The following is a 21801-nucleotide window of genomic DNA, read 5'->3' as shown; positions in this document are numbered from 1 at the left end:
GACGAGGTCACGTGCCCTATCGGGTCAGTACATCACCATGTCGGGTTGCATCTGCTGCGCCCACGCCACGATGCCGCCCTCCAGGTGCACCGCGTCGGGGAATCCGGCCTTTCGCACCGCCACCAGCGCCTCGGCCGAGCGCACCCCCGTCTTGCAGTACAGCACCGGCATACGGTCCTGCGGCAGCTTTGCCAGACCCTCACCAGAGTTGATCGACGACTGCGGGATCAGCTGGGCCCCATCGATGTGGTTTATCTCCCACTCGACGGGCTCACGAACGTCGATCAACGCCAGTTTCTTTCCCGAATCCAGTAATTCGCGCAATTCCCTCGGGGTGATCGCGGAGCCGGTGACAACTGCACCGGCGTCGTCGGGGGCCGCACCGCAATACTGCTCGTAGTCGATCAGCTCGGTGATCTTCGGGCGGAAGGCGTCGTCGGGGTCCCGGCGGATCGTGATGGTGCGGTAGGACATCTCCAGGGCGTCGTAGATCATCAACCGGCCCAGCAGCGATTCGCCGATCCCGGTGATGAGTTTGATCGCCTCGGTGCCCATCACCGACGCGATGGAGGCGCAGACGATGCCCAGCACGCCGCCTTCGGCGCACGACGGCACCGTGCCGGGTGGCGGCGGCTCCGGGTAGAGGTCGCGGTAGTTGAGGCCCCGCCCGCCCGGCGCGTCCTCCCAGAAGACCGAGACCTGGCCCTCGAATCGGTAGATCGATCCCCACACGTACGGCTTGCCGGCCAGCACGGCGGCGTCGTTGACCAGATACCGGGTGGCGAAGTTGTCGGTGCCGTCCAGGATCAGGTCGTACTGCGAGAACAGGTCGACGGCGTTGCTCGAGTCCAGCCGGAACTCGTGCAGGCGCACCCGGACCAACGGGTTGATCGCGGCGATCGACTCGCTCGCCGACTGCGCCTTGGAGCGCCCGACGTCGGCCACGCCGTGGATGATCTGGCGCTGCAGGTTGGAGTCGTCGACGACGTCGAAGTCGACGATGCCGATCGTGCCGACGCCGGCAGCGGCCAGGTACAGCAGCGCCGGCGCGCCGAGCCCGCCCGCGCCGATCACCAGCACCTTCGCGTTCTTGAGCCGCTTCTGCCCGTCCACTCCCAGGTCGGGGATGATCAGGTGCCGGCTGTAACGGGCCACCTCATCGCGGGTCAGCTGGTCTGCCGGCTCGACGAGAGGCGGCAGTGCTGTCTGCGGTGTCGGCACCCGCTCCTCCTCGGTCTCGCGTCGCGGTTGTCCACCACCATCATCCCAGCAGCCGCCGAAGTGGACGGCAATGAATTCAACGTGCCGAGCGGCTAGGCGATCGGGAACGGCCAGGGGTTGAAGCGGCAGGTCTTCCCGTCGGCCTTGACGAAGTCCGGGTCGAACTGGGCGGCGTCGTTGTTCGACGTGGAGAACGTCTGCTGCATCATCACCGGCGCCAGAGCGCCCTGTTGCTCACACGGCTCGTGGCGGACGTAGCCGATGGCGTGGCCGACCTCGTGGTTGATCACGTATTGGCGATAGGAGCCGATGTCCCCCTCGAACGGGACCGCCCCACGCACCCAGCGCGCCTCGTTGATGAAGACCCGCGACTGCCGGTCCTTGCCGAATGAGGGGTTGTAGCAGGAGGTCTCGAGCCGGAATTCGTAGCCACAGCCCTCGCGGACCGTCACCGGCGACACCAGGGAGATCCGGAAGTCGGGTTTAGTCGCGCCGTCCACCCTGACGAAAGCGAACTGCGGATTGTGCGTCCAGCCTTTGGGATTGGCCAGCGTCTGGTCGACCATCTGCGCGAACGCCTCGTCGCCACCGATCATCGTGGGGTCGATGCCGTCCTCCACCTCGACCGAGTAGCGAAACACCCGCACGGTGCCCTGACCGATCTGCGTCGTCGTGCCGGGCACCACGTGCCAGGTCTTGTCGCCCGCCTCGGTGAACGGGCCGCCGTCCGGCAGCGTCCCGGCCGGCAGGTTGGCGTCGAACGCGGCGAGCCCGCGGGGTGGCGCGTCGATGATCGAGGTGCCCACGGCCTCCATCGCCTGCGGACTCTGGATGGGCTGATTCGCCGTCGGCTTCATCGCGCTGGTGCCGGTCACCGTCTGGTAGACGACCACCGCGGTGAGCACGACCAGAACGGGCAGCGCGTAAGCGCGCCAGCCGTAGGTGGATACGAACCGTCCCAGCCACGTCTGTTTGCGCCACTGGCGCGGTCGCTCCCGGTCGGCCCGGGTCCGTCCGCCGTCGCGTGCGATCGGGTCACGCAGCGCCCGTAGCGGTTCCCGCCACTCGTCCCGCAGCACCGGGACGCGACCGGTGCCGCGCGTAGGCCGCTGGGACGTCATTGCCCCAGGATTACACAGTCGGCAGCGGGGCCGTCCTTGGCGCGCCCGAATGCTGCGCCCGACACCACTTTCTGCCAGCCACGACGGCGGCGACGACGGTCACCGGGACAGGGTGGGTAGTAATGTCTGTCGCAACGAGCCGAGCGCGGCCGGCCAGTGGTGCCGGCGGCCGGTTGCCGACACATCAGATGAGGACTCGATGAGCGAACTCGCCAAGGCCGGGGCGCGGCGTGCCGTCAAATCGACCGACCGCAGTCGGCCCGGGGACGGTATCGCGGCTTCGAGCCGGCGCGGCAACCGGTTGCCCCGGGATGAGCGTCGCGGTCAGCTGCTCATCGTCGCCAGCGACGTCTTCGTCGATCGCGGCTACCACGCGGCCGGCATGGACGAGATCGCCGACCGGGCCGGCGTCAGCAAACCGGTTCTGTATCAACACTTTTCGAGCAAACTCGAGCTCTACCTGGCCGTGCTCGCCCGGCACGTCGAAAACCTCGTCTCGGGGGTGCAGCAGGCGCTGAACACCACCACCGACAACCGCCGGCGGCTGCATGCGGCGGTGCAGGCGTTCTTCGACTTCATCGAGCACGACAGCCAGGGTTACCGGCTGATCTTCGAGAACGACTACGTCACGGAACCCGAGGTGGCCGCGCAGGTGCGCGTCGCCACCGAATCGTGCATCGACGCGGTGTTCGCCTTGATCAGCGAGGACTCGGGGCTCGACCCGCACCGCGCCCGGATGATCGCGGTGGGACTGGTGGGCATCAGCGTCGACTGCGCGCGCTACTGGCTCGACTCCGACCGCCCGATCTCCAAGGCGGACGCCGTCGAGGGCACCGTCGCGTTCGCCTGGGGCGGGCTGTCACACGTGCCGCTTACTCGCCTTTAGCGCCCTTGCCGGTGGGCTTTCCGACCTCGGCGCCGATGCCGAAGCCGACCCGGCGCGCGTCGGCGGGGCCGATCTCGACGTAGGCGATCTTGCTGGTGTGCACGAGGAAGCGACGTCCCCGCTCGTCGTTGAGCCTCAACAGGCCCGGTCCCTCACTCAGCGCGGCGCTGACCAGCTCTTCGACTTCGGCCGGCGTCTGCGCACTGGAGAGGACCAGCTCGCGCGGACTGTCCGTAATACCGATCTTGACCTCCACGGTCACCCCTTCCGTAGGTATTGAAGTCGACAGACCTGTCAGCTGCAGGCTAGTGGACGCGGCGAGCCCGCTGCGGCGACAGCCCCCGAAGCGCGGTTCGCGCTCAGCGAAACATCGGTCGCGAGCAGATAACGATTAGCTTGCGACTGAGCCTAGACCCGGGTCCTCGACCCGGTTCGTGTTTTCACATGGCTACCTTCGGCCCCATGGGTACCACACTGGCCGATCTCGACGAGGTCCGGGATTACCCCGAAGACCAGACCGACGAGCTCTACGGGGCCGACGCCTACCCCGAGGGCGACTACACCTGGACCGGCTGGCCGGCCGAGCTTCGCTGGCGTCCGGTCACGGCGATCCTCGGCGCCGTGGTCGCCATCGGCGCGATCGCGACCGCCGTCATCATCAACAGCGGCGACAGCGCCTCAACCAAGGCCACCGTGGCACCCGCCCCCCAACCGGTGACGTCCGCGCCGGCGACGACCAGAAGCTCCACCCCGCCCAGCGCCCAGCCCAGCCCCTCACGCACGACGCTGCCGCCCGAAACGGTCACCACCGTGACCACGCCCAGCGCCGCCCCGAGCCCGGCGCCAACGGGAACGCCCACCGCCGCTCCGCCCCTGACGCTGACGCCCCCGCCTGCCGCGCTGAACCCGCGCACCGTCGTCTACAGCGTGACCGGCAGCAAGCAGCTGCTGGACCTGGTGAACATCGTCTACACCGACGGGAGCGGCTACTCCCAGACCGAGTTCAACGTGTCGCTGCCGTGGACCAAGGCGGTGATCTTGAGTCCGAGCGTCCAGAACCCATCGGTCGTCGCGACCAGCTTCTACGGCCGGCTCGACTGCTCGATCGTCAACGCCGCCGGTCAACTGGTGGCCGCGTCGACCACCAACTCGAGCCTGGCGACCTGCACCCGCTGAACGTCAGCTCAGACCCAGTTCGTGCATCCGCCGGTCGTGGGTGTGCTGCAACCGGTCGAAGAACGCGTTGAGCTGGCCGAGGCCCCCGGTTCCCGACATCACCAGGTCGACCAGCTCGTCGTGATCGGCCAGCAGGTACTGAGCCTGCGTGATCGCCTCGCCGAACAGGCGGCGCGACCACAGCGCCAGCCGGCTGCGCTGCTTGCCGCTGGAGGTCACGGCGGCGCGCACCTCTGCGACGACGAACTGCGAATGCCCCGTCTCGGACAGCGCCGCCCGCACCACGTCGGCAATCTCGTCGGGTAACCCGTCGGCGATCTCCAGGTACAGGTCGGCGGCCAGCGCGTCGCCGACATAGGTCTTCACCAGAGCCTCCAGCCACGTGCTGGGCATCGTCAGCCGGTGGTAATTCTCCAGCGCCGAGACGTACTTCGACATGGCCTTCACAACGTCGACGCCCCGGCTCTCCAGGGCGTCGCGCAGGAGCTCATAGTGCTGCATCTCGGCGGCGGCCATGCTGGCCATGGAAATCCGTCCGCGCAGGTCGGGGGCCATCCGCGCCTCGTCGGTGAGCCGATAGAACGCGGCGATCTCGCCGTACGCCAAGACCGCGAACAACTCGTTGACGCCCGGGTGGTCGGCCGACAGACGCGGGGCGGGCGAATCGTCCACCTGGTCGGCTTCCACTTCGGCTGCTGCGGGCTGGGAAGAGGGCCGGGTCATGGCAACACTGTAGTCGGCGGACCTGGCGCTAAATGGGAGCCAGTTGTCGACCAGCTATCATGTACGTAGATAGCGGCTGTATTTCTTTGCCAAGCCGCTATCTGCGAAATGTGCGTGCACAGCTGGCCCGCCCAGATTGAGCAGGGGCCCGCGACTCGGCGACGTATTCGGAGTCGGAACTCGTGCGCGCGTGACCGCGACAGAGAAACACCGACACAACCCGATACGTCACCGAAAGGCTTACTAACCACGCATGAGCGAACTCACCAGCACAACTGAAATGACCTTTGCCAACCTCGGCGTCCGCGACGAAATCGTCCGCGCCCTCGCCGAAAAGGGCATCGAACGCCCCTTCGCCATCCAAGAACTGACCATGCCGCTGGCGCTCGCCGGCGACGACGTGATCGGCCAGGCCCGCACCGGCATGGGCAAGACCCTCGCCTTTGGCGTCCCGCTGCTGAACCGCATCACGTCCGGAGTCGGCGTGCGGGAGCTCAACGGCACACCACGGGCCCTGGTCGTGGTGCCGACCCGTGAACTGTGCCTGCAGGTCACCGAGGACCTGGCCGCCGCGGCCAAGTACCTCACCGCCGACGAGGGTCGCCGGCTGTCCGTCGTCTCGATCTACGGCGGGCGGGCCTACGAGCCGCAGCTCGAGGCGCTGCAGGCCGGCGCCGACGTCGTGGTCGGCACCCCCGGCCGGCTGCTCGACCTGGCCCAGCAGGGCCACCTGCAGCTGGGCGGGCTGTCCATGCTGGTCCTCGACGAGGCCGACGAGATGCTCGACCTGGGCTTTCTGCCCGACATCGAGCGCATCCTGCGCCAGATCCCCGAGGACCGGCAATCCATGCTGTTCTCGGCGACCATGCCGGGCCCGATCATCACGCTGGCCCGCACCTTCATGAACCAGCCCACCCACATCCGGGCGGAGGCGCCGCACTCGGCCGCCACGCACGACACCACCGAGCAGTTCGTCTACCGGGCCCACGCGCTGGACAAGGTCGAAATGGTCAGCCGAATTCTGCAGGCCGAGGGCCGCGGCGCGACGATGATCTTCACCCGCACCAAGCGCACCGCCCAGAAGGTCGCCGACGAGCTGGCCGAGCGCGGCTTCAAGGTCGGCGCCGTGCACGGCGACCTCGGGCAGATCGCCCGCGAGAAGGCGCTCAAAGCCTTCCGCAGCGGCGACATCGACGTCCTGGTCGCCACGGACGTGGCCGCCCGCGGCATCGACATCGACGACATCACCCACGTCATCAACTACCAGATCCCCGAGGACGAGCAGGCCTACGTGCACCGCATCGGCCGCACCGGCCGCGCCGGCAAGACGGGTATCGCCGTCACCCTGGTGGACTGGGACGAGCTGCCCCGGTGGTCGATGATCGACAAGGCGCTGGGCCTGGAGACCCCCGAGCCCGCCGAGACCTACTCGAACTCGCCGCACCTCTACGAAGAGATGGGCATCCCGGCCGGCGCGGGCGGCGCCATCGGCTCGCCGAAGAAGCCGCAGGGCCAGCGCCGCACCAGCGAGCGCGACGGCCAGAAGGCCGACCGGTCCGGGCGTGCCCGCTCCGGCGCGCCGCGGCGGCGCACCCGCGGCGGCCAGCCCACCACCGCACACCCGGGCGGGAATGCCGCGGCCGGCGTCCCCAGCGGCGAAGCCGCCGCGGAAGCTTCCGGTAACGGCGGGACCAGCCGCCGCCGCCGTCGGCGCCGCAAGCCCGCCGAAGCCGGCGCCAACGCCAGCTGAGTCGCCCGCCCGCGGATGGTCAGACCCGAACGCCGGACCAAGGGCGACGTCTTGGCCGCCGCGGCAATAGCGGTCGCGGTTGCCGCCGTCGCCTCGCTGATCTGGTGGACCAGCGACGCCCGGGCCACCATCAGCCGGCCGGCCGCCGTCCCGGCGCCCAACCCGAGCCCGGCCCGGCAGGTCCCGGCCACGCTCAAGGAGCTGTGGACCGCGTCCAGTCCGGCCACCACTGCACCCGTGGCGGTCGGCGGCACGGTCGTCACCGGCGACGGCCGCCGGGTCGACGGGCGCGACCCCGCCTCGGGCCAGTCCCGATGGAGCTATGCGCGCGACTCCGCCCTGTGCGGGGTCTCCTGGGTGTATCACTACGCCGTCGCCGTCTACCGGGACGATCGCGGGTGCGGGCAGGCGAGCACGCTTGACGGGTCCACCGGTCGCCGCGGGCCCGCCCGCAGCGGCTATGCCGACCCTCATGTGCAGCTGTCCTCCGACGGCACGACGGTGTTGGCGGCCGGCGACACCCGGCTGGAGCTGTGGCGCTCCGACATGGTCCGGATGGTGGCGTACGGCGAGACGGACGCCCGGGTCAAGCCCTCGGCACGCGGGTTGCACTCCGGCTGCAAGCTGGTCTCGGCGGCGGCCAGCTCCTCGGCGGTGTCGGTACTGGAGAGCTGCGTCAACCAGGCCGACCTGCGGCTAGTGCTGCTGCGGCCGGGCAAGGACGACGACGAACCCCAGCAGCGCATCGTGGCCGAACCCGGGATCACGGCGGATTCGGGCGCTCGGGTACTGGCCGTCTGGGAAAGCAACACCGCGGTGTACCTGCCGTCCCCGCAGCCGCGGGTGGACGTGATCGACGAGACCGGCACCACCGTGTCGAGTGCACTGCTGCCCAAGCCGCCGACGAGCCCCGGGGCCGTAACGCACGCGGGCAGCCTGATCACTTGGTGGACCGGCGATTCCGTCATGGTCTTCCAGACGAGCAACCTGTCGCTGCGCTACACGATCGCCGCCGGCTCCACGACGGCGCCGCTGGGGCCGGGCGCGATGATGGCGGGCCGCCTGCTGGTGCCGGTCACCGGCGCGATCGGGGTCTACGACCCGGTCAGCGGCGCCAACGAGCGCTACATCCCGGTCAACCGGGCGCAGAGTACGCCCGGACGGGCGGTGGTCCCGACCGTCGCGGGGTCCCAGGTGTTCGAGCAGCGGGGCGACACCGTGGCGGCCCTGGGCTGACGCCGAACTACACCTCGACGGCGAACGTCGGCAGCGGCTTGCCGGTCTTCCAGTGCTTGAGCAACGCCTTCGCCAGGTCGGCATAGGCCGACGCGCCCTTGTTCTTGCGCCCCGCCATCACGGACGATCCCGACGCGCTGGCCTCGGCGAAGCGCACGGTGCGGGGTATCGGCGGGGCGAGCACCGGCATTTCGTAACGGTCGGCGACGTCGAGCAACACGTCGCGGGTGTGGGTGGTGCGGGAGTCGTACAGCGTCGGCAGCGCGCCGAGGAGCCGCAGATCCGGGTTGGTGATCTGCTGGACGTCGGCGACCGTGCGCAGGAACTGGCCGACGCCGCGATGCGCGAGCGTCTCGCACTGCAGCGGCACAATCACCTCGTCGGCGGCGGTCAGTCCGTTGAGGGTGAGCACACCGAGCGACGGTGGGCAGTCGATGATGACCACGTCGAAGTCGTCGGAGAGCTTGGCCAGCGCGCGTTTGAGCGCGTACTCGCGACCCGCGCGCATCAGCAGCATCGCCTCGGCTCCCGCCAGGTCGATGTTGGCCGGCAGCAGCGTCATCCCTTCGATGGTCGTGACCAGCGCGGCGCTGGGCTCGACCTCACCGAGCAGCACCTCGTGCACCGACACCGGGAGTTTGTCAGGATCCTGGCCGAGCGAGAAGGTCAGGCAGCCCTGCGGATCCAGGTCGACCAGGAGCACGCGTTGTCCCTCGTCGGCCATCGCGGCGCCCAGCGAGGCGACCGTCGTCGTCTTGGCTACGCCGCCCTTCTGGTTGGCCACTGCCAGTACCCGGGTCTTAGCGGCCATAGGCGCGGCTCTCCCCTCTGCATTGTCGCCATGCGGTCAACAGTGCCCATCCTGGCACGTTCGCCCGCCGCGCGCTGCGGCCGACGTGCCCGGCATGTCGTCCGGCAGAATCGGTCGATATGGGCTTGCACAATCATCGACTGGTCCTCCTCCGCCACGGCGAGACCGAGTGGTCGAAGTCGGGCCAACACACGGGCCGGACCGACCTCGAGCTGACCGACACCGGCCGCGTCCAGGCCGAGCTCGCGGGCCGCGTCCTCAGAGAACTGAACCTCACCGACCCGTTGGTGATCAGCAGCCCGCGCATCCGTGCCCTGACCACAGCGAAGCTGGCCGGCCTCGCCGTCGACGAGGTCTCTCCCCTGCTCGCCGAATGGGATTACGGCTCCTACGAGGGGCTGACGACCCCGCAGATCCACGAAAAGGTGCCCGATTGGCTGGTCTGGACGCACGGCTGTCCCGGTGGCGAGAGCGTGCAGCAGGTCAGCGACCGCGCCGACCGTGCCGTCGCGTTCGCGCTGGAGCACATGAGCGACCGCGACGTGGTGTTCGTCGGGCACAGCCACTTCTCCCGCTCGGTCATCACCCGCTGGGTGGAGCTGCCGCTCGTCGAGGGCAGCCGTTTCTGGATGCTGGCCGGCTCCATCGCGGTGTGCGGTTTCGAGCATGGCGTGCGACAGCTCGCCGCCCTCGGATTGACCGCCCAGCCGCAGGCGATCAAACCCGGGTGAGCACCCAACCGCCGTTCGCGCTGTGTGGACCGAAGCAGACCCTCCTCGCCGAGGGCGTGCGAAAGCGCTACCGCGACGTGGCGGCGGCGCAGGACGCGCTGCGTTCGGGCTCCGCCGCAATAGTGTTGGGCGCGTTGCCTTTTGACGTGAACCGGCCCGCAGCGCTGCTGACGCCCGACGCGGTGCGGCGCACCGACGCGCCGCCCGACTGGCCGACCGGCCCGCTGCCGCGCGTGCGTGTCGCCGCCGCCGATCCGTCGCCGGCCGACTACCGCGGCCGCATCTGCCGGGCCCGCGACCAGCTCACCGACCCCGACAGCCTGCTGAGCAAGGTGGTGCTGTCCCGCGCGCTGCGGCTGGTCGCCGACGCCCCCCTGGACGCCCGCGTGATCCTGCGCCGGCTCATCGCCGCGGACCCGGCCGCCTACGGATATCTGGTCGACCTGACCGCTGCCGGCGAGGAGTACTCCGGTGTGGCGCTGGTGGGCGCCAGCCCGGAACTTCTGGTGGCGCGCAACGGAGATCGAGTCACGTGTCGGCCGTTCGCTGGTTCGGCGCCCCGCGCCGCCGACCCGGACGTCGACGCCGCCAACGGCGCCGCGCTGGCGGGTTCGGCCAAGGACCGGCACGAGCACCAGCTGGTCATCGAAGCCATTCGCGCCGCCCTCGAGCCGCTGTGCGACGAGTTGACGATCGCCGCCGAGCCCGAGTTGAGCCGCACCGCGGCAGTGTGGCACCTGTGCACCCCGATCAGCGCTCGGCTTCGCGATACGTCCACCACGGCAATCGATTTGGCCCTGGCGCTGCATCCCACCCCGGCGGTCGGCGGGGTGCCGACCAAGGCCGCGGTGGAGCTCATCGCCGAGTTGGAAGGCGACCGCGGGTTCTATGCGGGGGCGGTCGGTTGGTGTGACGCCCGGGGCGATGGCCGCTGGGTGGTCTCCATCCGCTGCGCGCAGCTGTCGGCGGACCGCCGCACCGCGCTCGCCCGCTCCGGCGGCGGCATCGTCGCCGAATCCGACCCCGACGAAGAAGTCGCGGAAACCACAACGAAATTCGCGACGATCCTGCGCGCATTGGACGTCGAGCAATGACCATTCGCCGCGCCACGCCGGAAGACGCCGCCGCAATCACCGCAATGATCCACGAATTGGCGGAATTCGAACACGCCGCCGAGCACTGCACGGTCACCGAAAAGCAAATTGCGGCAGCGCTTTTCGGAGCCGCCCCGACGGTGTATGGGCATGTCGCGGAAGTCGAGGGCGAGATCGCCGCGATGGCGCTGTGGTTCCTCAACTTCTCCACCTGGGACGGCGTGGCGGGCATCTACCTCGAAGACCTGTTCGTGCGGCCGGGATTTCGCCGCCGCGGCCTGGCCCGCGCGCTGCTGGCGACGCTGGCGGCCGAATGCGTCGACAACGGCTACTCGCGGTTGTCCTGGGCCGTGCTGAACTGGAACGCCGACGCCCTCACGCTGTACGACGGTGTCGGGGGCGAGCCCCAGCGCGAGTGGACCACCTATCGGCTGTCCGGCTCCCGGTTGGCCGAGCTGGCGGAATCGCGCTGATCGCCGGCGGCCCACCGGACTCCCGGGGGGCTGAAGAGCAGGCCCAACACGGTCAGCGCCGCGATGCCCGCGGGAATCCCGAAGCCGGGCCGGTGCGAGTCCACCGTTAGGTACCAGGCCACCGGCAGCAGCAGCAGCTGGGTGATCACGGCCAGCCCGCGGCCCCAGCGCTTGCCGGCCGTCAGCGCCCGTCCGGCGGCCAGCACAACCGCGCCGACCAGCACGAAGAACGCCGCCGTGCCCAACCCGTTGACCACGCGCTGGTCGGCGCCCGCGACGCCCCGCACCACCAGCACAGCCGCCACCACCAGCGCGGCCAACCCCTGCACCACCACGAGGAGGCCAGCGCCGCGCACGGCGGCCGGCGCGGCCCCCGGGTCGCGGCGGAAAGCTGTCACCCGCGTCAGCGTAGTCACCCGGCTGCCGGGGAGTTCCCCACAGCGTGGCCTTAACCGGCCCGCATAAGCTCGTGCTCCATGCGCGCCGTGCTGATCGTGAACCCCACCGCCACCACTACCACCCCGGCCGGTCGCGACCTGCTGGCGAACGCGCTCAAGAGCCGGCTGCAGCTCACCGTCGAACACACCAGCCACCGCGGACACGGCGCCGAACTCGCGGAGAAGGCGGTCGCGGACGGCGTCGACCTGGTGGTGGTGCACGGCGGCGACGGCACGGTGAGCGGGGTGGTCAACGGCCTGCTCGGCCGTCCCGGTGTGGTTTCCGGGCACACCGGCCCGGTGCCGGCGGTCGCGGTGGTCCCGGGCGGTTCGGCGAATGTGCTGGCACGGTCGCTGGGCATCTCGCGGGACCCGGTGGCCGCCACCAACCAGCTCATCCAGCTTCTCGACGACTATCGCCACCACCACACCTGGCGCCGCATCGGCCTGATCGACTGCGGCGAGCGCTGGGCGGTGTTCAACACCGGCATGGGGGTCGACGCCGAGGTGGTGGCCGCGGTCGAGGCCGAACGCGACAAGGGCGGCAAGGTCACGGCGTGGCGCTACATTCGCGCAGCGGTGCCCGCCGTGTGGGGCTACACGCGCCGCGAACCGATGCTCACGCTCGAACTGCCCGGCCGCGAACCTATCGCCGGGGTGAGTTTCGCGTTCGTGTCCAACTCCAGCCCGTGGACGTTCGCCAACGAGCGGCCGGTGTGGACCAATCCCGGCTGCACCTTCGAGTCGGGCCTGGGCGTGTTCGCGCCCAAGAGCATGAAGACAATCCCCACCCTTCGCATCGTGCGGCAGATGTTCGCCAAGCGGCCCAAGTTCGACTTCGACCACCTCATCACCGAGGACGACGTGCCCTGCTTGCGGGTCACCTCGACCGGCGGCCCGGTCGCCTGCCAGTTCGACGGGGATTACCTCGGCGTGCGCGAAAGTATGACGTTCAAAGCGGTGCCCGACGCGCTGGCGGTCGTAGCGCCTCCCCAGAAAAACACGCTCTGAGCTGCGCATACGAAGCGGCCGCGGGTCAGGCGGGGAAGATTTTCCCGGAGAGTGGCCAGTCAGTGTAGTACAACGGAGTAATGGCCCGACTACGGAACGATCAAAGTGAGATAGCCCACGAGCGAACTCGGGGCTATTGACATCTGTTGGGCCTGTGAAACGATCAAAAGGTTGCATGCAGAAATTTAGATAGGGGTACGGACCCTTTTCTTGTGCACGCGTTAACAGCCGAAGAAAATTGGCCGTGCGCCTTGCTGCGCACTCAGTGAGGAGTAACAACGTATGGATTGGCGCCACAAGGCGGTCTGTCGCGACGAAGACCCGGAGCTGTTCTTCCCGGTAGGGAACAGCGGCCCGGCGCTCGCGCAGATCGCTGACGCGAAACTGGTCTGCAATCGGTGCCCGGTGACCACGGATTGCCTGTCCTGGGCCCTGAACACCGGCCAGGACTCGGGCGTCTGGGGCGGCATGAGCGAAGACGAGCGGCGCGCACTCAAGCGTCGCAATGCCCGGACGAAGGCCCGTAGCGGAGTCTGACTCAGTTAGAGCAAACAGTGCGGCCTCGACGAAAGTCGGGGCCGCACTGTTGTGTGCCTAGATGACCAGTCGGGCCCGCCGGCCGATCGGCACCCGCAACACCACGTCGGTGCCGCGGGCCGGGGCCTGGCGCATGCCCAACGTGCCGTCGAGCTCCGCCGACACCAGCGTCCGCACGATCTGCAGACCCAGGCTGTCGGACGTCTCCAGGCTGAAGCCTTCCGGCAGCCCGCGCCCGTCGTCGTGGACAACGACGTCGAGCCAGCGCGCCGAACGCTCGGCGCGGATGGTCACCGATCCCTCTTCGACCGCCGGGTCGAATGCGTGCTCGATCGCGTTCTGAACCAGTTCGGTGATCACCATGATCAGGGCCGTCGCCCGGTCGGAGTCCAGCACGCCGAGGTCGCCGACCCGGTTGATCCGGATGGGCCGGTCGACCGACGCCACGTCGTTCATGATCGGCAGGATCCGGTCGATGACCTCGTCGAGGTTGACCTGTTCGTCGACGGACATCGACAGCGCGTCATGCACCAGCGCGATGGACGAGACCCGGCGCACCGACTCGATCAGGGCTTCGCGCCCTTCGGCGTTGACCGTCCGGCGGGCCTGCAGGCGCAGCAGCGCCGCCACGGTCTGCAGGTTGTTCTTCACCCGGTGGTGGATCTCCCGGATCGTGGCGTCCTTGGAGATCAGGGCCCGGTCGCGCCGCTTCACCTCGGTGACGTCGCGGATCAGCACGGCGGCACCGGCGCTAGCACCGTCGACCACCAACGGGAGCGTCCGCAGCAGCACCGTGGCACCGCCCGCGTCGACCTCCATGCGCATGCTCTTGCCGCCGGCCAGCAGGTCGAGCACGTGCTCGGCCAGCTCCTGCGCCTCGAAGGGGTCCGAGACCAGCGGCCGGGTCACCTTGACCAGGTTGCGGCCCTCCAGCTCGGAGGTCAGGCCCATCCGGTGGTAGGCCGACACCGCGTTGGGGCTGGCGTAGGCCACGACGCCGTTGACGTCCAATCGGATGAAGCCATCGCCCGCCCGCGGGGTGGAGCGGGACATGACCACGTCGCCCACATCGGGGAAGGTGCCGTCGGCGAGCATGTGAACCAGATCGCCGGCGCATTCCCGGTATGCCGTCTCCAGCTGGCCGGACGTGCGGTCGGCCGCGACGGCCGTCTGATGCCGGGTGAGAACGGCCACCACCTGGCCGCCGTACCGCACCGGTGTCGCCTCGACGTGCGGGCCGGGCAGCCACGAATCCTGTTGGCCCGCATCGCCATCCCGCTGCGCGGTGCCGGAGTCGAAGGTCTCGGCGACGAGCGCCAGCTGGTCGGCGGCGACGACACTGCCCACCGAGTCGGTGACGAGCACCGTGGGGGCGGTGTTCGGCCGGCACTGCGCCACACACACCAACATGCCGTCGTCGCGACGAACCCACATCAGGTAGTCGGCGAACGACAGGTCCGCCAGCAGCTGCCACTCCCCCACGACCGCGTGCAGGTGGTCCACCGCATTCCCCGGCAGCACGGTGTGTTCGGCAAGCAGATCACCGAGAGTCGACATCACTCACTCCCCGGGCCATTCCCCGGCAGCAGACAGAACGGTCCAACTTTTCCCGGGCTAGCTGATCACAGCAATGAGGTCGCCCGCCTGGATGACATCGCCCACCGCGACGCTCACCTTGCTGATGGTGCCGTCGACCTCAGCCAAGACGGGAATCTCCATCTTCATCGACTCCAGCAGCACCACGATGTCGCCTTTGCCGATCTGGTCACCCTCGTTCACTACGACTTCGAGCACGCTGGCCACGATCTCGGCGCGCACATCCTCGGCCATCTTCACCCCACTCGTTTCGGCCATTGCGCAGGCTGGCTGCTGGTCCATCCGTCAGGCTCACGTACATCGAACCATAGGAGGGGTCGGGACCGCGGCGCACGGGGCGTTGTGGCCGCGCGGGTCTTTCATGAGAGACTGTGCGGCAGGCTGACGGGCGCCGGGCGCCCGGATCAATGACCACATCAATGGAGGTTCGACCCATGGCCAAGCGTGGCCGTAAGAAGCGCGACCGCAAGCACAGCAAAGCCAACCACGGCAAGCGGCCCAACGCCTGAGGACCGCTACTGCGTCTCGCGGATGATGGTGGTCCGGCGGATCTCCAGCCGTAGCCGCTCGCGCAGGCCCTCGGGGGCCTTCTCGCCTTTGCACTTGGTGGCGATCAGCGCCTTGATCCGCTCCTCGAGGCCGTAGTGCTTGAAGCAACCGGGGCACGCCTCGAGGTGGCGGCGCAGCTGGTCCCGGGACTCCGGGGTGCATTCGCCGTCGAGCAGGAGCCAAACCTGGCGGATGACCTCGGCACAGCCGACCGCGCCGTGGTCGTCGTCGTTCGGGCAGGTGTCGCTGGGGCCGGAAAGCTCGCTCATGACGACACCTCCTCGTGCGCCTGGTGGCCGCGGTTGAAGCCCCGCTCCTTGGCCACGTCAGCCAGCAGCCCACGCAGTTGACGCCGGCCGCGGTGCAGCCGTGACATTACCGTCCCGATGGGCGTGTCCATGATCTCTGCGATTTCCTTGTACGGAAATCCCTCGACGTCGGCGTAGTAGACGGCCATCCGGAACTCTTCCGGCAACGCCTGCAGCGCTTCCTTGATCTCGTTGTCGGGCAGCGCCTCGAGCGCCTCGACCTCGGCCGAGCGCAGCCCGGTGGACGAGTGCTCGGCGTTGGAAGCGAGCTGCCAATCGGTGATCTCTTCGGTCGGGTATTCGGCCGGTTGGCGCTGCCTCTTGCGGTAGCTGTTGATGTAGGTGTTGGTCAGGATCCGGTACAGCCAGGCCTTGAGGTTGGTGCCGGCCCGAAACGAGCGAAACCCCGCGTAGGCCTTCACCATCGTCTCTTGCAGCAGGTCCTCGGCGTCGGCGGGATTGCGCGTCATGCGCAGCGCACCGCCGTAGAGCTGGTCGAGCAGCGGAATCGCGTCGCGCTCGAAGCGCGCCATCAGTTCGGCGTCCGTCTCCGGCGGGGCAGGATCGGGAATCTCCTGTGCTGTTGCGCCGTCCGTGTCGGCCATGTCGAGTACCCCGGTCCCCTTCTGCTGCGGTGTCGCCGGGCAGCACTGAAAGCGCCGCCGAGCTTGCCAGAAAGCAAGCCAACTGCTCGGCACCCGTTGGACTGTCCAACAGGCTCGTCGCCGCTGACACCAAACCGCTCCTCCCAATCTAGAGGCTGCCACCGACAGTGTCTGCCCGGGTGCGCCCACATAACATCAGAGACCGCCTCGTTTAACAGCGTTAACCGACGCGCTATTTCCGGGCCCCAGCCGGCCCGTGCCGGCAGGACGTTAATGTGACGCCATGTCCCTCAACGGCAAGACCATGTTCATCTCCGGCGCCAGCCGCGGAATCGGCCTGGCGATCGCCAAACGCGCCGCACAAGACGGCGCCAACATCGCCCTGATCGCCAAGACCGCCGAGCCGCACCCGAAGCTGCCGGGCACGGTGTACACCGCCGCCAAAGAGCTCGAGGAGGCCGGCGGTGCGGCCCTGCCGATCGTCGGGGACGTCCGCGACCCGGAGTCGGTCGAGTCGGCGGTGGCCAAGACCGTCGAGCAGTTCGGCGGCATCGACATCTGCGTCAACAACGCGTCCGCCATCAATTTGGGGTCCATCACCGAGGTGCCGATGAAGCGGTTCGACCTGATGAACGGCATCCAGGTGCGGGGCACCTATGCCGTCTCGCAGGCCTGCATCCCGCACCTGAAGGCCGCCCAGAACCCGCACATCTTGACGCTGTCCCCGCCCGTGCTGCTCGGCAAGGAGTGGCTGAAGCCGACCGCGTACATGATGGCCAAGTTCGGCATGACGCTGTGCGCGCTGGGAATCGCCGAGGAGATGCGCGAGGCGGGCATCGCGTCCAACACGTTGTGGCCGCGCACGCTGGTGGCCACCGCCGCGGTACAGAACCTGCTCGGCGGCGACGAGGCGATGGGACGCGCCCGCAAGCCCGAGGTGTACTCCGACGCGGCCTACGTCATCCTCAACAAGCCCGCCCGCGAATACACCGGGAACACCCTGCTGTGCGAGGACGTGCTGGTGGAGTCCGGCGTCACCGACCTGTCGGTCTACAACTGCGTGCCGGGCGGGCAGCTCGGCGTCGACTTCTGGGTGGACGGCGTCAACCCGCCGGGATACTCCGGGCCCTAGTCGGGCCCTTGTCGTGGCTCGCGCCGCCACGCCCGCGCTGACCGCGTTGACGAAAGCCGGTGTGCCGCATGAGATCGTCACCTTCGACCACGATCGGCGGGAACGTTCGTTCGGTGACGAAGCGGTGCACGCGCTGACCGAGCGCGGCATCGCGCCCGAGCAGATCTACAAGACCCTTGTCGTCGCGGTGCCGGGCGGGCTCGCGGTCGCGATACTGCCGGTGCCGGACCGGCTCTCGCTCAAGGCGGCCGCCGCGGCGCTGGGGGTGGTCAAGGCCGGCATGGCCGAGGCCGCCGCCGCCGAGCGCGCCACCGGCTACGTCGTCGGCGCCGTGTCGCCGTTCGGGCAGCGCAGGTCCCTGCCGACCGTCGTGGATGCGGGCGCCCTGGCCTGGGATCGGGTGTACTGCAGCGCCGGCCGGCGCGGCTGGGACGTCGGGGTTTCACCGCGGGACCTGATCCGGTTGACCGGCGCGATCACCGCCCACATCCGGGCGTAGCGGCATGGCGAAAACCGGGACCGATTCCTGGTCGTGGCATTACGCTCGCGCCATGACGACGAAGCGATCCCGCGGCGCGACGATGGTCGCCGCCGGTGTGCTGGCTTTCTCCGGACTGATGACGATCGGCGTGGGCACCGGCAACGCCGACACGATCCAAACCGAGGGCAACTACCCGACCCGGGCCGCTTGCCAGGACGCGGGGCCGGGCGTGAAGGCGTCAACCCCGGGAAACTGGAACAACTTCTGGTGCGTGCCGGATCGCAACGTCAACGGCAACTGGAAGCTGGTTCTCAGCAACTAAAGCAAGGTCGCCTGCTCGGGCTCCGGTCCGGCCGGCTCGACTAGCTGGGGCCCGTTGTTGCGGACATTGTTGACCAGCGTCGACACCTCGCGCATCCGGATGCCGCGCACGTCGGGCGCGTGAGCCAGCAGCTTCTCGTCGACCGGGGCGTCCGGGTCCAGCCAGCGGTCCCACTCCCGCTCCGGGACCACCAACGGCATCCGGTCGTGGATCTCCGCCAGCTCGCCGGGCGCGTCGGTGGTGATGATCGTGCAACTCAGCAGTGGCTGAGCGTCTTTGGCCGGTTTCCAGACCGACCACAGCCCGGCCATGAACAGCGGTTCGCCATCCTCGCGGTACATGAAGAACGGCGTCTTGCGGGACTTCTTGCCCGCGACGGCGTCGTTGACCCGCCATTCGTAGTAGCCGTCCATCGGGATCAGGCACCGCTTCGACTTGGCGCTCGACCGGAAGGCGGGCGAGGTGGTGACCTTGTCCGCGCGGGCGTTGATCAGCATCGGGCCCTTGGTTTCCGGCGCCCCGTCGGAACCGGCCTTGGCCCAGGGGGGCACCAGGCCCCAGCGCATGAGCCGCACCCGACGGGTGGGCTGGTCGTCGGGGTCGGTGTGCCGGCTCACGACGGTCGCGATGGTCGAGGTGGGGGCCACGTTGTAGTTGGGCGCCCCGGCACTCTCGGACGCGCCGGTGGCCTCGTCGATCGCCTTGATCTTCTGGGCCAGCAGCGCCGGATCGGTGGTGACCGCGAACCGTCCACACATAACTCCCATGGTGGCAGAACGCGGTGACACGCAATGATGGACCGGTGAGTATGTGGACGGCCCCCAGCGCGCCGAATCCGGTGCACGCGACCGTGACCGTTCCGGGCTCGAAGTCGCAGACCAATCGGGCGCTGGTGCTGGCGGCGCTGGCGGCCGCGCAGGGTAATGGCACCCCGACAATCAGCGGGGCGCTGCGCAGCCGGGACACCGACCTGATGATCGGCGCGCTGCGCACCCTGGGCCTGCGCGTCGAGGGCACCGGCTCCGAGCTGACGGTGAGCGGACGGATCGCTCCCGGGCCCGACGCGCGCGTGGATTGCGGGCTGGCCGGCACGGTCCTGCGGTTCGTCCCGCCGCTGGCGGCGCTGGCCGAAGCGGTGGTCGAGTTCGACGGGGACGAGCAGGCCCGGGTGCGGCCGATCGCGCCGCTGCTCGACGCGCTGCGCGGCCTGGGCGTGCCGATCGAGGGCGCGGGTCTGCCCTTCCGGGTGCACGGCGGCGGCTCGGTCGCCGGGGGCACCGTGGCCATCGACGCCTCGGCGTCGTCGCAGTTCGTGTCGGGGCTGCTGCTGTGCGCGGCGTCGTTCACCGACGGCCTGACCGTGCAGCACACCGGCGCGACGCTGCCGTCGGCGCCGCACATCGCGATGACCGTGGTGATGCTGCGGCAGGCCGGGGTCGACGTCGACGACTCGGAGCCCAACCGCTGGCGGGTGCGCCCCGGCCCGGTCGCGGCGCGACACTGGGAGGTGGAACCCGATCTGACGAACGCCGTTCCGTTCCTGGCGGCGGCCGTGGTCAGCGGCGGAACGGTGCGCATCACCGGCTGGCCGGCGGCCAGCGTGCAACCCGCCGACAACATCCTGACCGTGTTGGGCAAGCTGAACGCCGTTGTCACCCAAGGCGATTCGTTCCTCGAAGTGCAGGGATCCGCCGACTACGACGGCTTTGACGTCGACCTGCGCGCCGTCGGCGAGCTGACCCCGGCGGTGGCGGCGCTGGCCGCGCTCGCCAAGCCGGGATCGGTGTCCCGCCTCTCCGGCATCGGCCACCTGCGCGGGCACGAGACCGACCGGCTCGCCGCGCTGAGCGCCGAGATCAATCGCCTGGGCGGCGACTGCACCGAAACCGCCGACGGCCTGGTGATCACCGCGACACCGCTGCGCGCCGGCGTCTGGCGCGCCTACGCCGACCACCGGATGGCGATGGCGGGCGCGATCGTCGGGCTGCGGGTGCCCGGCGTTCAGGTGGACGACATCGGGTCCACTTCCAAGACGCTGCCGGAGTTTCCGCGGCTGTGGGCGCAGATGCTGGGGTCCGATATTTGAGGCCCGGCGATTACGACGAGTCCGACGTCAAGGTCCGCTCCGGAAGGGGCTCGCGACCGCGCACCAAGACTCGTCCCCAGCACGCCGACGCCGAGGCCGCGATGGTGGTGAGCGTCGATCGCGGCCGCTGGGGATGCGTGCTGGGCGGGGACCCCGATCGCCGGGTCACGGCGATGCGGGCCCGGGAACTGGGTCGCACCCCGATCGTGGTCGGTGACGACGTCGATGTGGTCGGCGACCTGTCCGGACGGCTGGACACCCTGGCGCGCATCGTGCGGCGCGGGGAACGGCGAACGGTGTTGCGGCGCACGGCCGATGACACCGATCCGACCGAACGCGTGGTGGTCGCCAACGCCGACCAGCTGTTGATCGTGGTGGCGCTGGCCGACCCGCCGCCGCGCACCGGCCTGGTCGACCGGGCGCTCATCGCGGCCTTCGCCGGCGGGCTGAAGCCGATTCTGTGCCTGACCAAGACCGACCTCGCCCCGCCGGAGCCGTTCGCGTCGCATTTCGTGGACCTGGACTTGACGGTGGTGGTCGCGGGCCGCGACGATCCGCTGCTCGCGGTCGCCGACCTGCTGGCCGGCAAGATCACCGTGCTGCTGGGGCATTCCGGGGTCGGCAAATCCACGTTGGTGAATCGCCTTGTCCCCGAGGCGGAACGGGCCGTCGGCGAGGTCACCGACATCGGCCGCGGACGGCACACCTCCACACAATCGGTCGCGCTGCCCCTGGCGACCTCCGGCTGGGTGATCGACACCCCGGGCATCCGCTCTTTCGGGCTGGCGCACATCGAGCCCGACGACGTGCTGATGGCCTTCTCGGATCTGGCCGGTGCGATCGAGGACTGCCCCCGCGGCTGCGGACACATGGGGCCGCCGGCCGACCCCGAATGCGCGCTCGACACCCTGTCCGGCCCCGCCGCCCGCCGCGTGGCCGCGGCCCGGCGGCTGCTGAAGGCGCTCAACCAGACTTAGCCAGCCGCATGCCGAGTTCGTCGGGCGGCACCTTATGGCCTTGGGCGCAACGGATTTCGACGCTCGCCTCGGCGCCACAGCCGAGATGGGTGAGCCGGAGGCGATTGTGCCCCGGCAAATGGCGCCGGCCCCACTCGAACATCGACCACACCACCGGCATGAAGTCGATGCCGGCCTCGGTGAGCACATACTCTTCCCGACGCCGCTGCCCGGGCTCGTGGTACGGCTGCCGCTTCAGCAGCCCGAGCTCGACCAGTTCGGACAGCCGCGCCGAGGTGGCGGCCTTGGTGATGCCCACCCGGCGGGCGAAGTCATCGAAGCGCGTTGTGCCGTAGTACGCCTCGCGCATGATGAGCATCGCGGACTTCGTGCCCACCACCCCCATCGTCTTCTCGATCGCGCACTGGCCCACGGCCGACCAGGCGTCGCGGTCGGCCAGCGGTCCTTGCAGCAGTGTCATAGATCACCTCCCGGGCTGGGTTGCTTTTAGTGTACCTAGATGTTTATCTGAGTACAGCGATCTATACCTAGATGGTGG

Annotated in this window: 27 protein-coding genes; 15 read left to right on the top strand and 12 right to left on the bottom strand. The window is 69.2% G+C overall.

What is annotated here, in order from left to right; all coding sequences use genetic code 11:
* Positions 1–24: 24 nt before the first annotated feature.
* Positions 25–1221 (bottom strand): adenylyltransferase/sulfurtransferase MoeZ, encoded by a 1197-nt coding sequence (gene moeZ / locus A5711_RS14880; protein WP_067947717.1) that lies wholly within the window; start codon positions 1219–1221, stop codon positions 25–27.
* Positions 1222–1313: 92 nt separating this feature from the next.
* Positions 1314–2342: a DUF3152 domain-containing protein gene (locus A5711_RS14875; RefSeq protein ID WP_197501117.1), complete on the bottom strand. Its 1029-nt coding sequence runs from the start codon at positions 2340–2342 to the stop codon at positions 1314–1316.
* 199 nt (positions 2343–2541) lie between these two features.
* On the opposite strand from A5711_RS14875, the gene A5711_RS14870 reads away from it, so the two are divergent.
* Positions 2542–3228, top strand: a complete 687-nt coding sequence (locus A5711_RS14870) for a TetR/AcrR family transcriptional regulator (protein WP_066956131.1) — start codon at positions 2542–2544, stop codon at positions 3226–3228.
* Here A5711_RS14870 and A5711_RS14865 read toward each other — a convergent pair.
* The gene (locus A5711_RS14865) at positions 3215–3484 is read right to left on the bottom strand and encodes a DUF3107 domain-containing protein (protein WP_067947733.1); all 270 of its coding nucleotides are present in this window, start codon (positions 3482–3484) and stop codon (positions 3215–3217) included. The two genes, A5711_RS14870 and A5711_RS14865, sit on opposite strands and share 14 nt — an antisense overlap.
* 206 nt (positions 3485–3690) lie before the next feature.
* Here A5711_RS14865 and A5711_RS14860 point away from each other — a divergent pair, with 206 nt between their 5' ends.
* Positions 3691–4404, top strand: a complete 714-nt coding sequence (locus A5711_RS14860) for an MmpS family transport accessory protein (protein WP_067947713.1) — start codon at positions 3691–3693, stop codon at positions 4402–4404.
* A 3-nt stretch (positions 4405–4407) separates the two neighbouring features.
* On the opposite strand, the gene A5711_RS14855 is transcribed toward A5711_RS14860, so the two are convergent.
* The gene (locus A5711_RS14855) at positions 4408–5127 is read right to left on the bottom strand and encodes a ferritin-like fold-containing protein (protein WP_067947711.1); all 720 of its coding nucleotides are present in this window, start codon (positions 5125–5127) and stop codon (positions 4408–4410) included.
* 253 nt (positions 5128–5380) lie between these two features.
* Here A5711_RS14855 and A5711_RS14850 point away from each other — a divergent pair, with 253 nt between their 5' ends.
* A complete protein-coding gene (locus A5711_RS14850; protein ID WP_067947708.1) occupies positions 5381–6877 on the top strand; it encodes a DEAD/DEAH box helicase in 1497 nt (498 codons plus the stop codon).
* Between the two features lie 15 nt (positions 6878–6892).
* Entirely contained in the window at positions 6893–8113 is a 1221-nt protein-coding gene (locus tag A5711_RS14845; protein WP_067947706.1) for a hypothetical protein, read from the top strand.
* A 7-nt stretch (positions 8114–8120) separates the two neighbouring features.
* On the opposite strand, the gene A5711_RS14840 is transcribed toward A5711_RS14845, so the two are convergent.
* The gene (locus tag A5711_RS14840; RefSeq protein ID WP_067947703.1) at positions 8121–8924 is read right to left on the bottom strand and encodes a ParA family protein; all 804 of its coding nucleotides are present in this window, start codon (positions 8922–8924) and stop codon (positions 8121–8123) included.
* A 119-nt stretch (positions 8925–9043) separates the two neighbouring features.
* Between A5711_RS14840 and A5711_RS14835 the strand changes: the two genes are divergently transcribed.
* Genes A5711_RS14835 through A5711_RS14825 form a run of 3 tightly spaced genes read left to right on the top strand, consistent with a single transcriptional unit; the run spans position 9044 to position 11222 of the window.
* On the top strand, positions 9044–9655 hold the full coding sequence (locus A5711_RS14835; RefSeq protein WP_067947702.1) for an acid phosphatase: 612 nt from the start codon (positions 9044–9046) through the stop codon (positions 9653–9655).
* Positions 9652–10749, top strand: coding sequence for an isochorismate synthase MenF (locus tag A5711_RS14830; RefSeq protein ID WP_067947701.1), 1098 nt, complete (start codon positions 9652–9654; stop codon positions 10747–10749). Before A5711_RS14835 ends, A5711_RS14830 begins: the two co-directional genes overlap by 4 nt.
* The gene (locus tag A5711_RS14825; RefSeq protein WP_067947700.1) at positions 10746–11222 is read left to right on the top strand and encodes a GNAT family N-acetyltransferase; all 477 of its coding nucleotides are present in this window, start codon (positions 10746–10748) and stop codon (positions 11220–11222) included. Before A5711_RS14830 ends, A5711_RS14825 begins: the two co-directional genes overlap by 4 nt.
* On the opposite strand, the gene A5711_RS14820 is transcribed toward A5711_RS14825, so the two are convergent.
* A complete protein-coding gene (locus tag A5711_RS14820) occupies positions 11174–11620 on the bottom strand; it encodes a hypothetical protein (protein WP_156673452.1) in 447 nt (148 codons plus the stop codon). The two genes, A5711_RS14825 and A5711_RS14820, sit on opposite strands and share 49 nt — an antisense overlap.
* A 78-nt stretch (positions 11621–11698) precedes the next feature.
* Between A5711_RS14820 and A5711_RS14815 the strand changes: the two genes are divergently transcribed.
* Complete coding sequence (locus tag A5711_RS14815) at positions 11699–12670, top strand: diacylglycerol kinase family protein (RefSeq protein ID WP_067947696.1); 972 nt, start codon at positions 11699–11701, stop codon at positions 12668–12670.
* 282 nt (positions 12671–12952) lie between these two features.
* On the top strand, positions 12953–13207 hold the full coding sequence (gene whiB1, locus A5711_RS14810; protein WP_007168139.1) for a transcriptional regulator WhiB1: 255 nt from the start codon (positions 12953–12955) through the stop codon (positions 13205–13207).
* 57 nt (positions 13208–13264) lie between these two features.
* Here whiB1 and A5711_RS14805 read toward each other — a convergent pair whose 3' ends face one another.
* On the bottom strand, positions 13265–14764 hold the full coding sequence (locus A5711_RS14805; protein WP_067947694.1) for a sensor histidine kinase: 1500 nt from the start codon (positions 14762–14764) through the stop codon (positions 13265–13267).
* Between the two features lie 57 nt (positions 14765–14821).
* A complete protein-coding gene (locus A5711_RS14800) occupies positions 14822–15037 on the bottom strand; it encodes a biotin/lipoyl-binding carrier protein (RefSeq protein WP_066956294.1) in 216 nt (71 codons plus the stop codon).
* 200 nt (positions 15038–15237) lie between these two features.
* Between A5711_RS14800 and A5711_RS28035 the strand changes: the two genes are divergently transcribed.
* A complete protein-coding gene (locus tag A5711_RS28035) occupies positions 15238–15312 on the top strand; it encodes a 50S ribosomal protein bL37 (protein ID WP_011728008.1) in 75 nt (24 codons plus the stop codon).
* A gap of 6 nt (positions 15313–15318) precedes the next feature.
* On the opposite strand, the gene rsrA is transcribed toward A5711_RS28035, so the two are convergent.
* Together rsrA and A5711_RS14790 are read right to left on the bottom strand one after the other, a co-directional pair.
* Complete coding sequence (gene rsrA / locus A5711_RS14795; RefSeq protein WP_067947692.1) at positions 15319–15621, bottom strand: mycothiol system anti-sigma-R factor; 303 nt, start codon at positions 15619–15621, stop codon at positions 15319–15321.
* Positions 15618–16265 carry a sigma-70 family RNA polymerase sigma factor gene (locus tag A5711_RS14790; protein ID WP_066956169.1) on the bottom strand — a complete coding sequence of 216 codons (648 nt, stop codon included), beginning with the start codon at positions 16263–16265 and terminating at the stop codon, positions 15618–15620. The genes rsrA and A5711_RS14790 overlap by 4 nt, the downstream gene beginning before the upstream one ends.
* A gap of 283 nt (positions 16266–16548) precedes the next feature.
* On the opposite strand from A5711_RS14790, the gene A5711_RS14785 reads away from it, so the two are divergent.
* From A5711_RS14785 to A5711_RS14775, 3 genes are read left to right on the top strand one after another with little or no spacing between them, the layout of a single operon-like run.
* Positions 16549–17397 carry an NAD(P)-dependent oxidoreductase gene (locus tag A5711_RS14785; protein ID WP_067205464.1) on the top strand — a complete coding sequence of 283 codons (849 nt, stop codon included), beginning with the start codon at positions 16549–16551 and terminating at the stop codon, positions 17395–17397.
* Between the two features lie 13 nt (positions 17398–17410).
* Positions 17411–17896 (top strand): YbaK/EbsC family protein, encoded by a 486-nt coding sequence (locus tag A5711_RS14780; protein WP_067947691.1) that lies wholly within the window; start codon positions 17411–17413, stop codon positions 17894–17896.
* A gap of 52 nt (positions 17897–17948) precedes the next feature.
* A complete protein-coding gene (locus A5711_RS14775; protein WP_067947732.1) occupies positions 17949–18200 on the top strand; it encodes a hypothetical protein in 252 nt (83 codons plus the stop codon).
* On the opposite strand, the gene A5711_RS14770 is transcribed toward A5711_RS14775, so the two are convergent.
* Positions 18197–18958: an SOS response-associated peptidase gene (locus tag A5711_RS14770; protein WP_067947689.1), complete on the bottom strand. Its 762-nt coding sequence runs from the start codon at positions 18956–18958 to the stop codon at positions 18197–18199. The two genes, A5711_RS14775 and A5711_RS14770, sit on opposite strands and share 4 nt — an antisense overlap.
* Positions 18959–19002: 44 nt before the next feature.
* On the opposite strand from A5711_RS14770, the gene aroA reads away from it, so the two are divergent.
* Together aroA and rsgA are read left to right on the top strand one after the other, a co-directional pair.
* Positions 19003–20286: a 3-phosphoshikimate 1-carboxyvinyltransferase gene (aroA, locus tag A5711_RS14765; RefSeq protein WP_156673453.1), complete on the top strand. Its 1284-nt coding sequence runs from the start codon at positions 19003–19005 to the stop codon at positions 20284–20286.
* Positions 20283–21263, top strand: coding sequence for a ribosome small subunit-dependent GTPase A (gene rsgA, locus A5711_RS14760; RefSeq protein ID WP_067947686.1), 981 nt, complete (start codon positions 20283–20285; stop codon positions 21261–21263). Before aroA ends, rsgA begins: the two co-directional genes overlap by 4 nt.
* On the opposite strand, the gene A5711_RS14755 is transcribed toward rsgA, so the two are convergent.
* Complete coding sequence (locus A5711_RS14755) at positions 21250–21723, bottom strand: helix-turn-helix domain-containing protein (protein ID WP_067947685.1); 474 nt, start codon at positions 21721–21723, stop codon at positions 21250–21252. The two genes, rsgA and A5711_RS14755, sit on opposite strands and share 14 nt — an antisense overlap.
* Between the last annotated feature and the right edge of the window lie 78 nt (positions 21724–21801).

It is taken from the genome of Mycobacterium sp. E2238, from assembly GCF_001672665.1.
Lineage (GTDB): Bacteria > Actinomycetota > Actinomycetes > Mycobacteriales > Mycobacteriaceae > Mycobacterium.
The sequence above is the reverse complement of the archived record's forward strand: the minus strand, read 5'-3'. Positions and strand labels throughout refer to the sequence as shown.

Coding starts and splice junctions, on each gene's coding strand:
- A5711_RS14875 (WP_197501117.1), bottom strand. CDS start 2,342: ATGACGTCCCAGCGGCCTACGCGCGGCACCGGTCGCGTCCCGGTGCTG.
- A5711_RS14870 (WP_066956131.1), top strand. CDS start 2,542: ATGAGCGAACTCGCCAAGGCCGGGGCGCGGCGTGCCGTCAAATCGACC.
- A5711_RS14860 (WP_067947713.1), top strand. CDS start 3,691: ATGGGTACCACACTGGCCGATCTCGACGAGGTCCGGGATTACCCCGAA.
- A5711_RS14855 (WP_067947711.1), bottom strand. CDS start 5,127: ATGACCCGGCCCTCTTCCCAGCCCGCAGCAGCCGAAGTGGAAGCCGAC.
- A5711_RS14850 (WP_067947708.1), top strand. CDS start 5,381: ATGAGCGAACTCACCAGCACAACTGAAATGACCTTTGCCAACCTCGGC.
- A5711_RS14845 (WP_067947706.1), top strand. CDS start 6,893: ATGGTCAGACCCGAACGCCGGACCAAGGGCGACGTCTTGGCCGCCGCG.
- A5711_RS14840 (WP_067947703.1), bottom strand. CDS start 8,924: ATGGCCGCTAAGACCCGGGTACTGGCAGTGGCCAACCAGAAGGGCGGC.
- A5711_RS14835 (WP_067947702.1), top strand. CDS start 9,044: ATGGGCTTGCACAATCATCGACTGGTCCTCCTCCGCCACGGCGAGACC.
- A5711_RS14825 (WP_067947700.1), top strand. CDS start 10,746: ATGACCATTCGCCGCGCCACGCCGGAAGACGCCGCCGCAATCACCGCA.
- A5711_RS14815 (WP_067947696.1), top strand. CDS start 11,699: ATGCGCGCCGTGCTGATCGTGAACCCCACCGCCACCACTACCACCCCG.
- whiB1 (WP_007168139.1), top strand. CDS start 12,953: ATGGATTGGCGCCACAAGGCGGTCTGTCGCGACGAAGACCCGGAGCTG.
- A5711_RS14805 (WP_067947694.1), bottom strand. CDS start 14,764: ATGTCGACTCTCGGTGATCTGCTTGCCGAACACACCGTGCTGCCGGGG.
- A5711_RS14800 (WP_066956294.1), bottom strand. CDS start 15,037: ATGGCCGAGGATGTGCGCGCCGAGATCGTGGCCAGCGTGCTCGAAGTC.
- rsrA (WP_067947692.1), bottom strand. CDS start 15,621: ATGAGCGAGCTTTCCGGCCCCAGCGACACCTGCCCGAACGACGACGAC.
- A5711_RS14790 (WP_066956169.1), bottom strand. CDS start 16,265: ATGGCCGACACGGACGGCGCAACAGCACAGGAGATTCCCGATCCTGCC.
- A5711_RS14785 (WP_067205464.1), top strand. CDS start 16,549: ATGTCCCTCAACGGCAAGACCATGTTCATCTCCGGCGCCAGCCGCGGA.
- A5711_RS14775 (WP_067947732.1), top strand. CDS start 17,949: ATGACGACGAAGCGATCCCGCGGCGCGACGATGGTCGCCGCCGGTGTG.
- A5711_RS14770 (WP_067947689.1), bottom strand. CDS start 18,958: ATGTGTGGACGGTTCGCGGTCACCACCGATCCGGCGCTGCTGGCCCAG.
- A5711_RS14755 (WP_067947685.1), bottom strand. CDS start 21,723: ATGACACTGCTGCAAGGACCGCTGGCCGACCGCGACGCCTGGTCGGCC.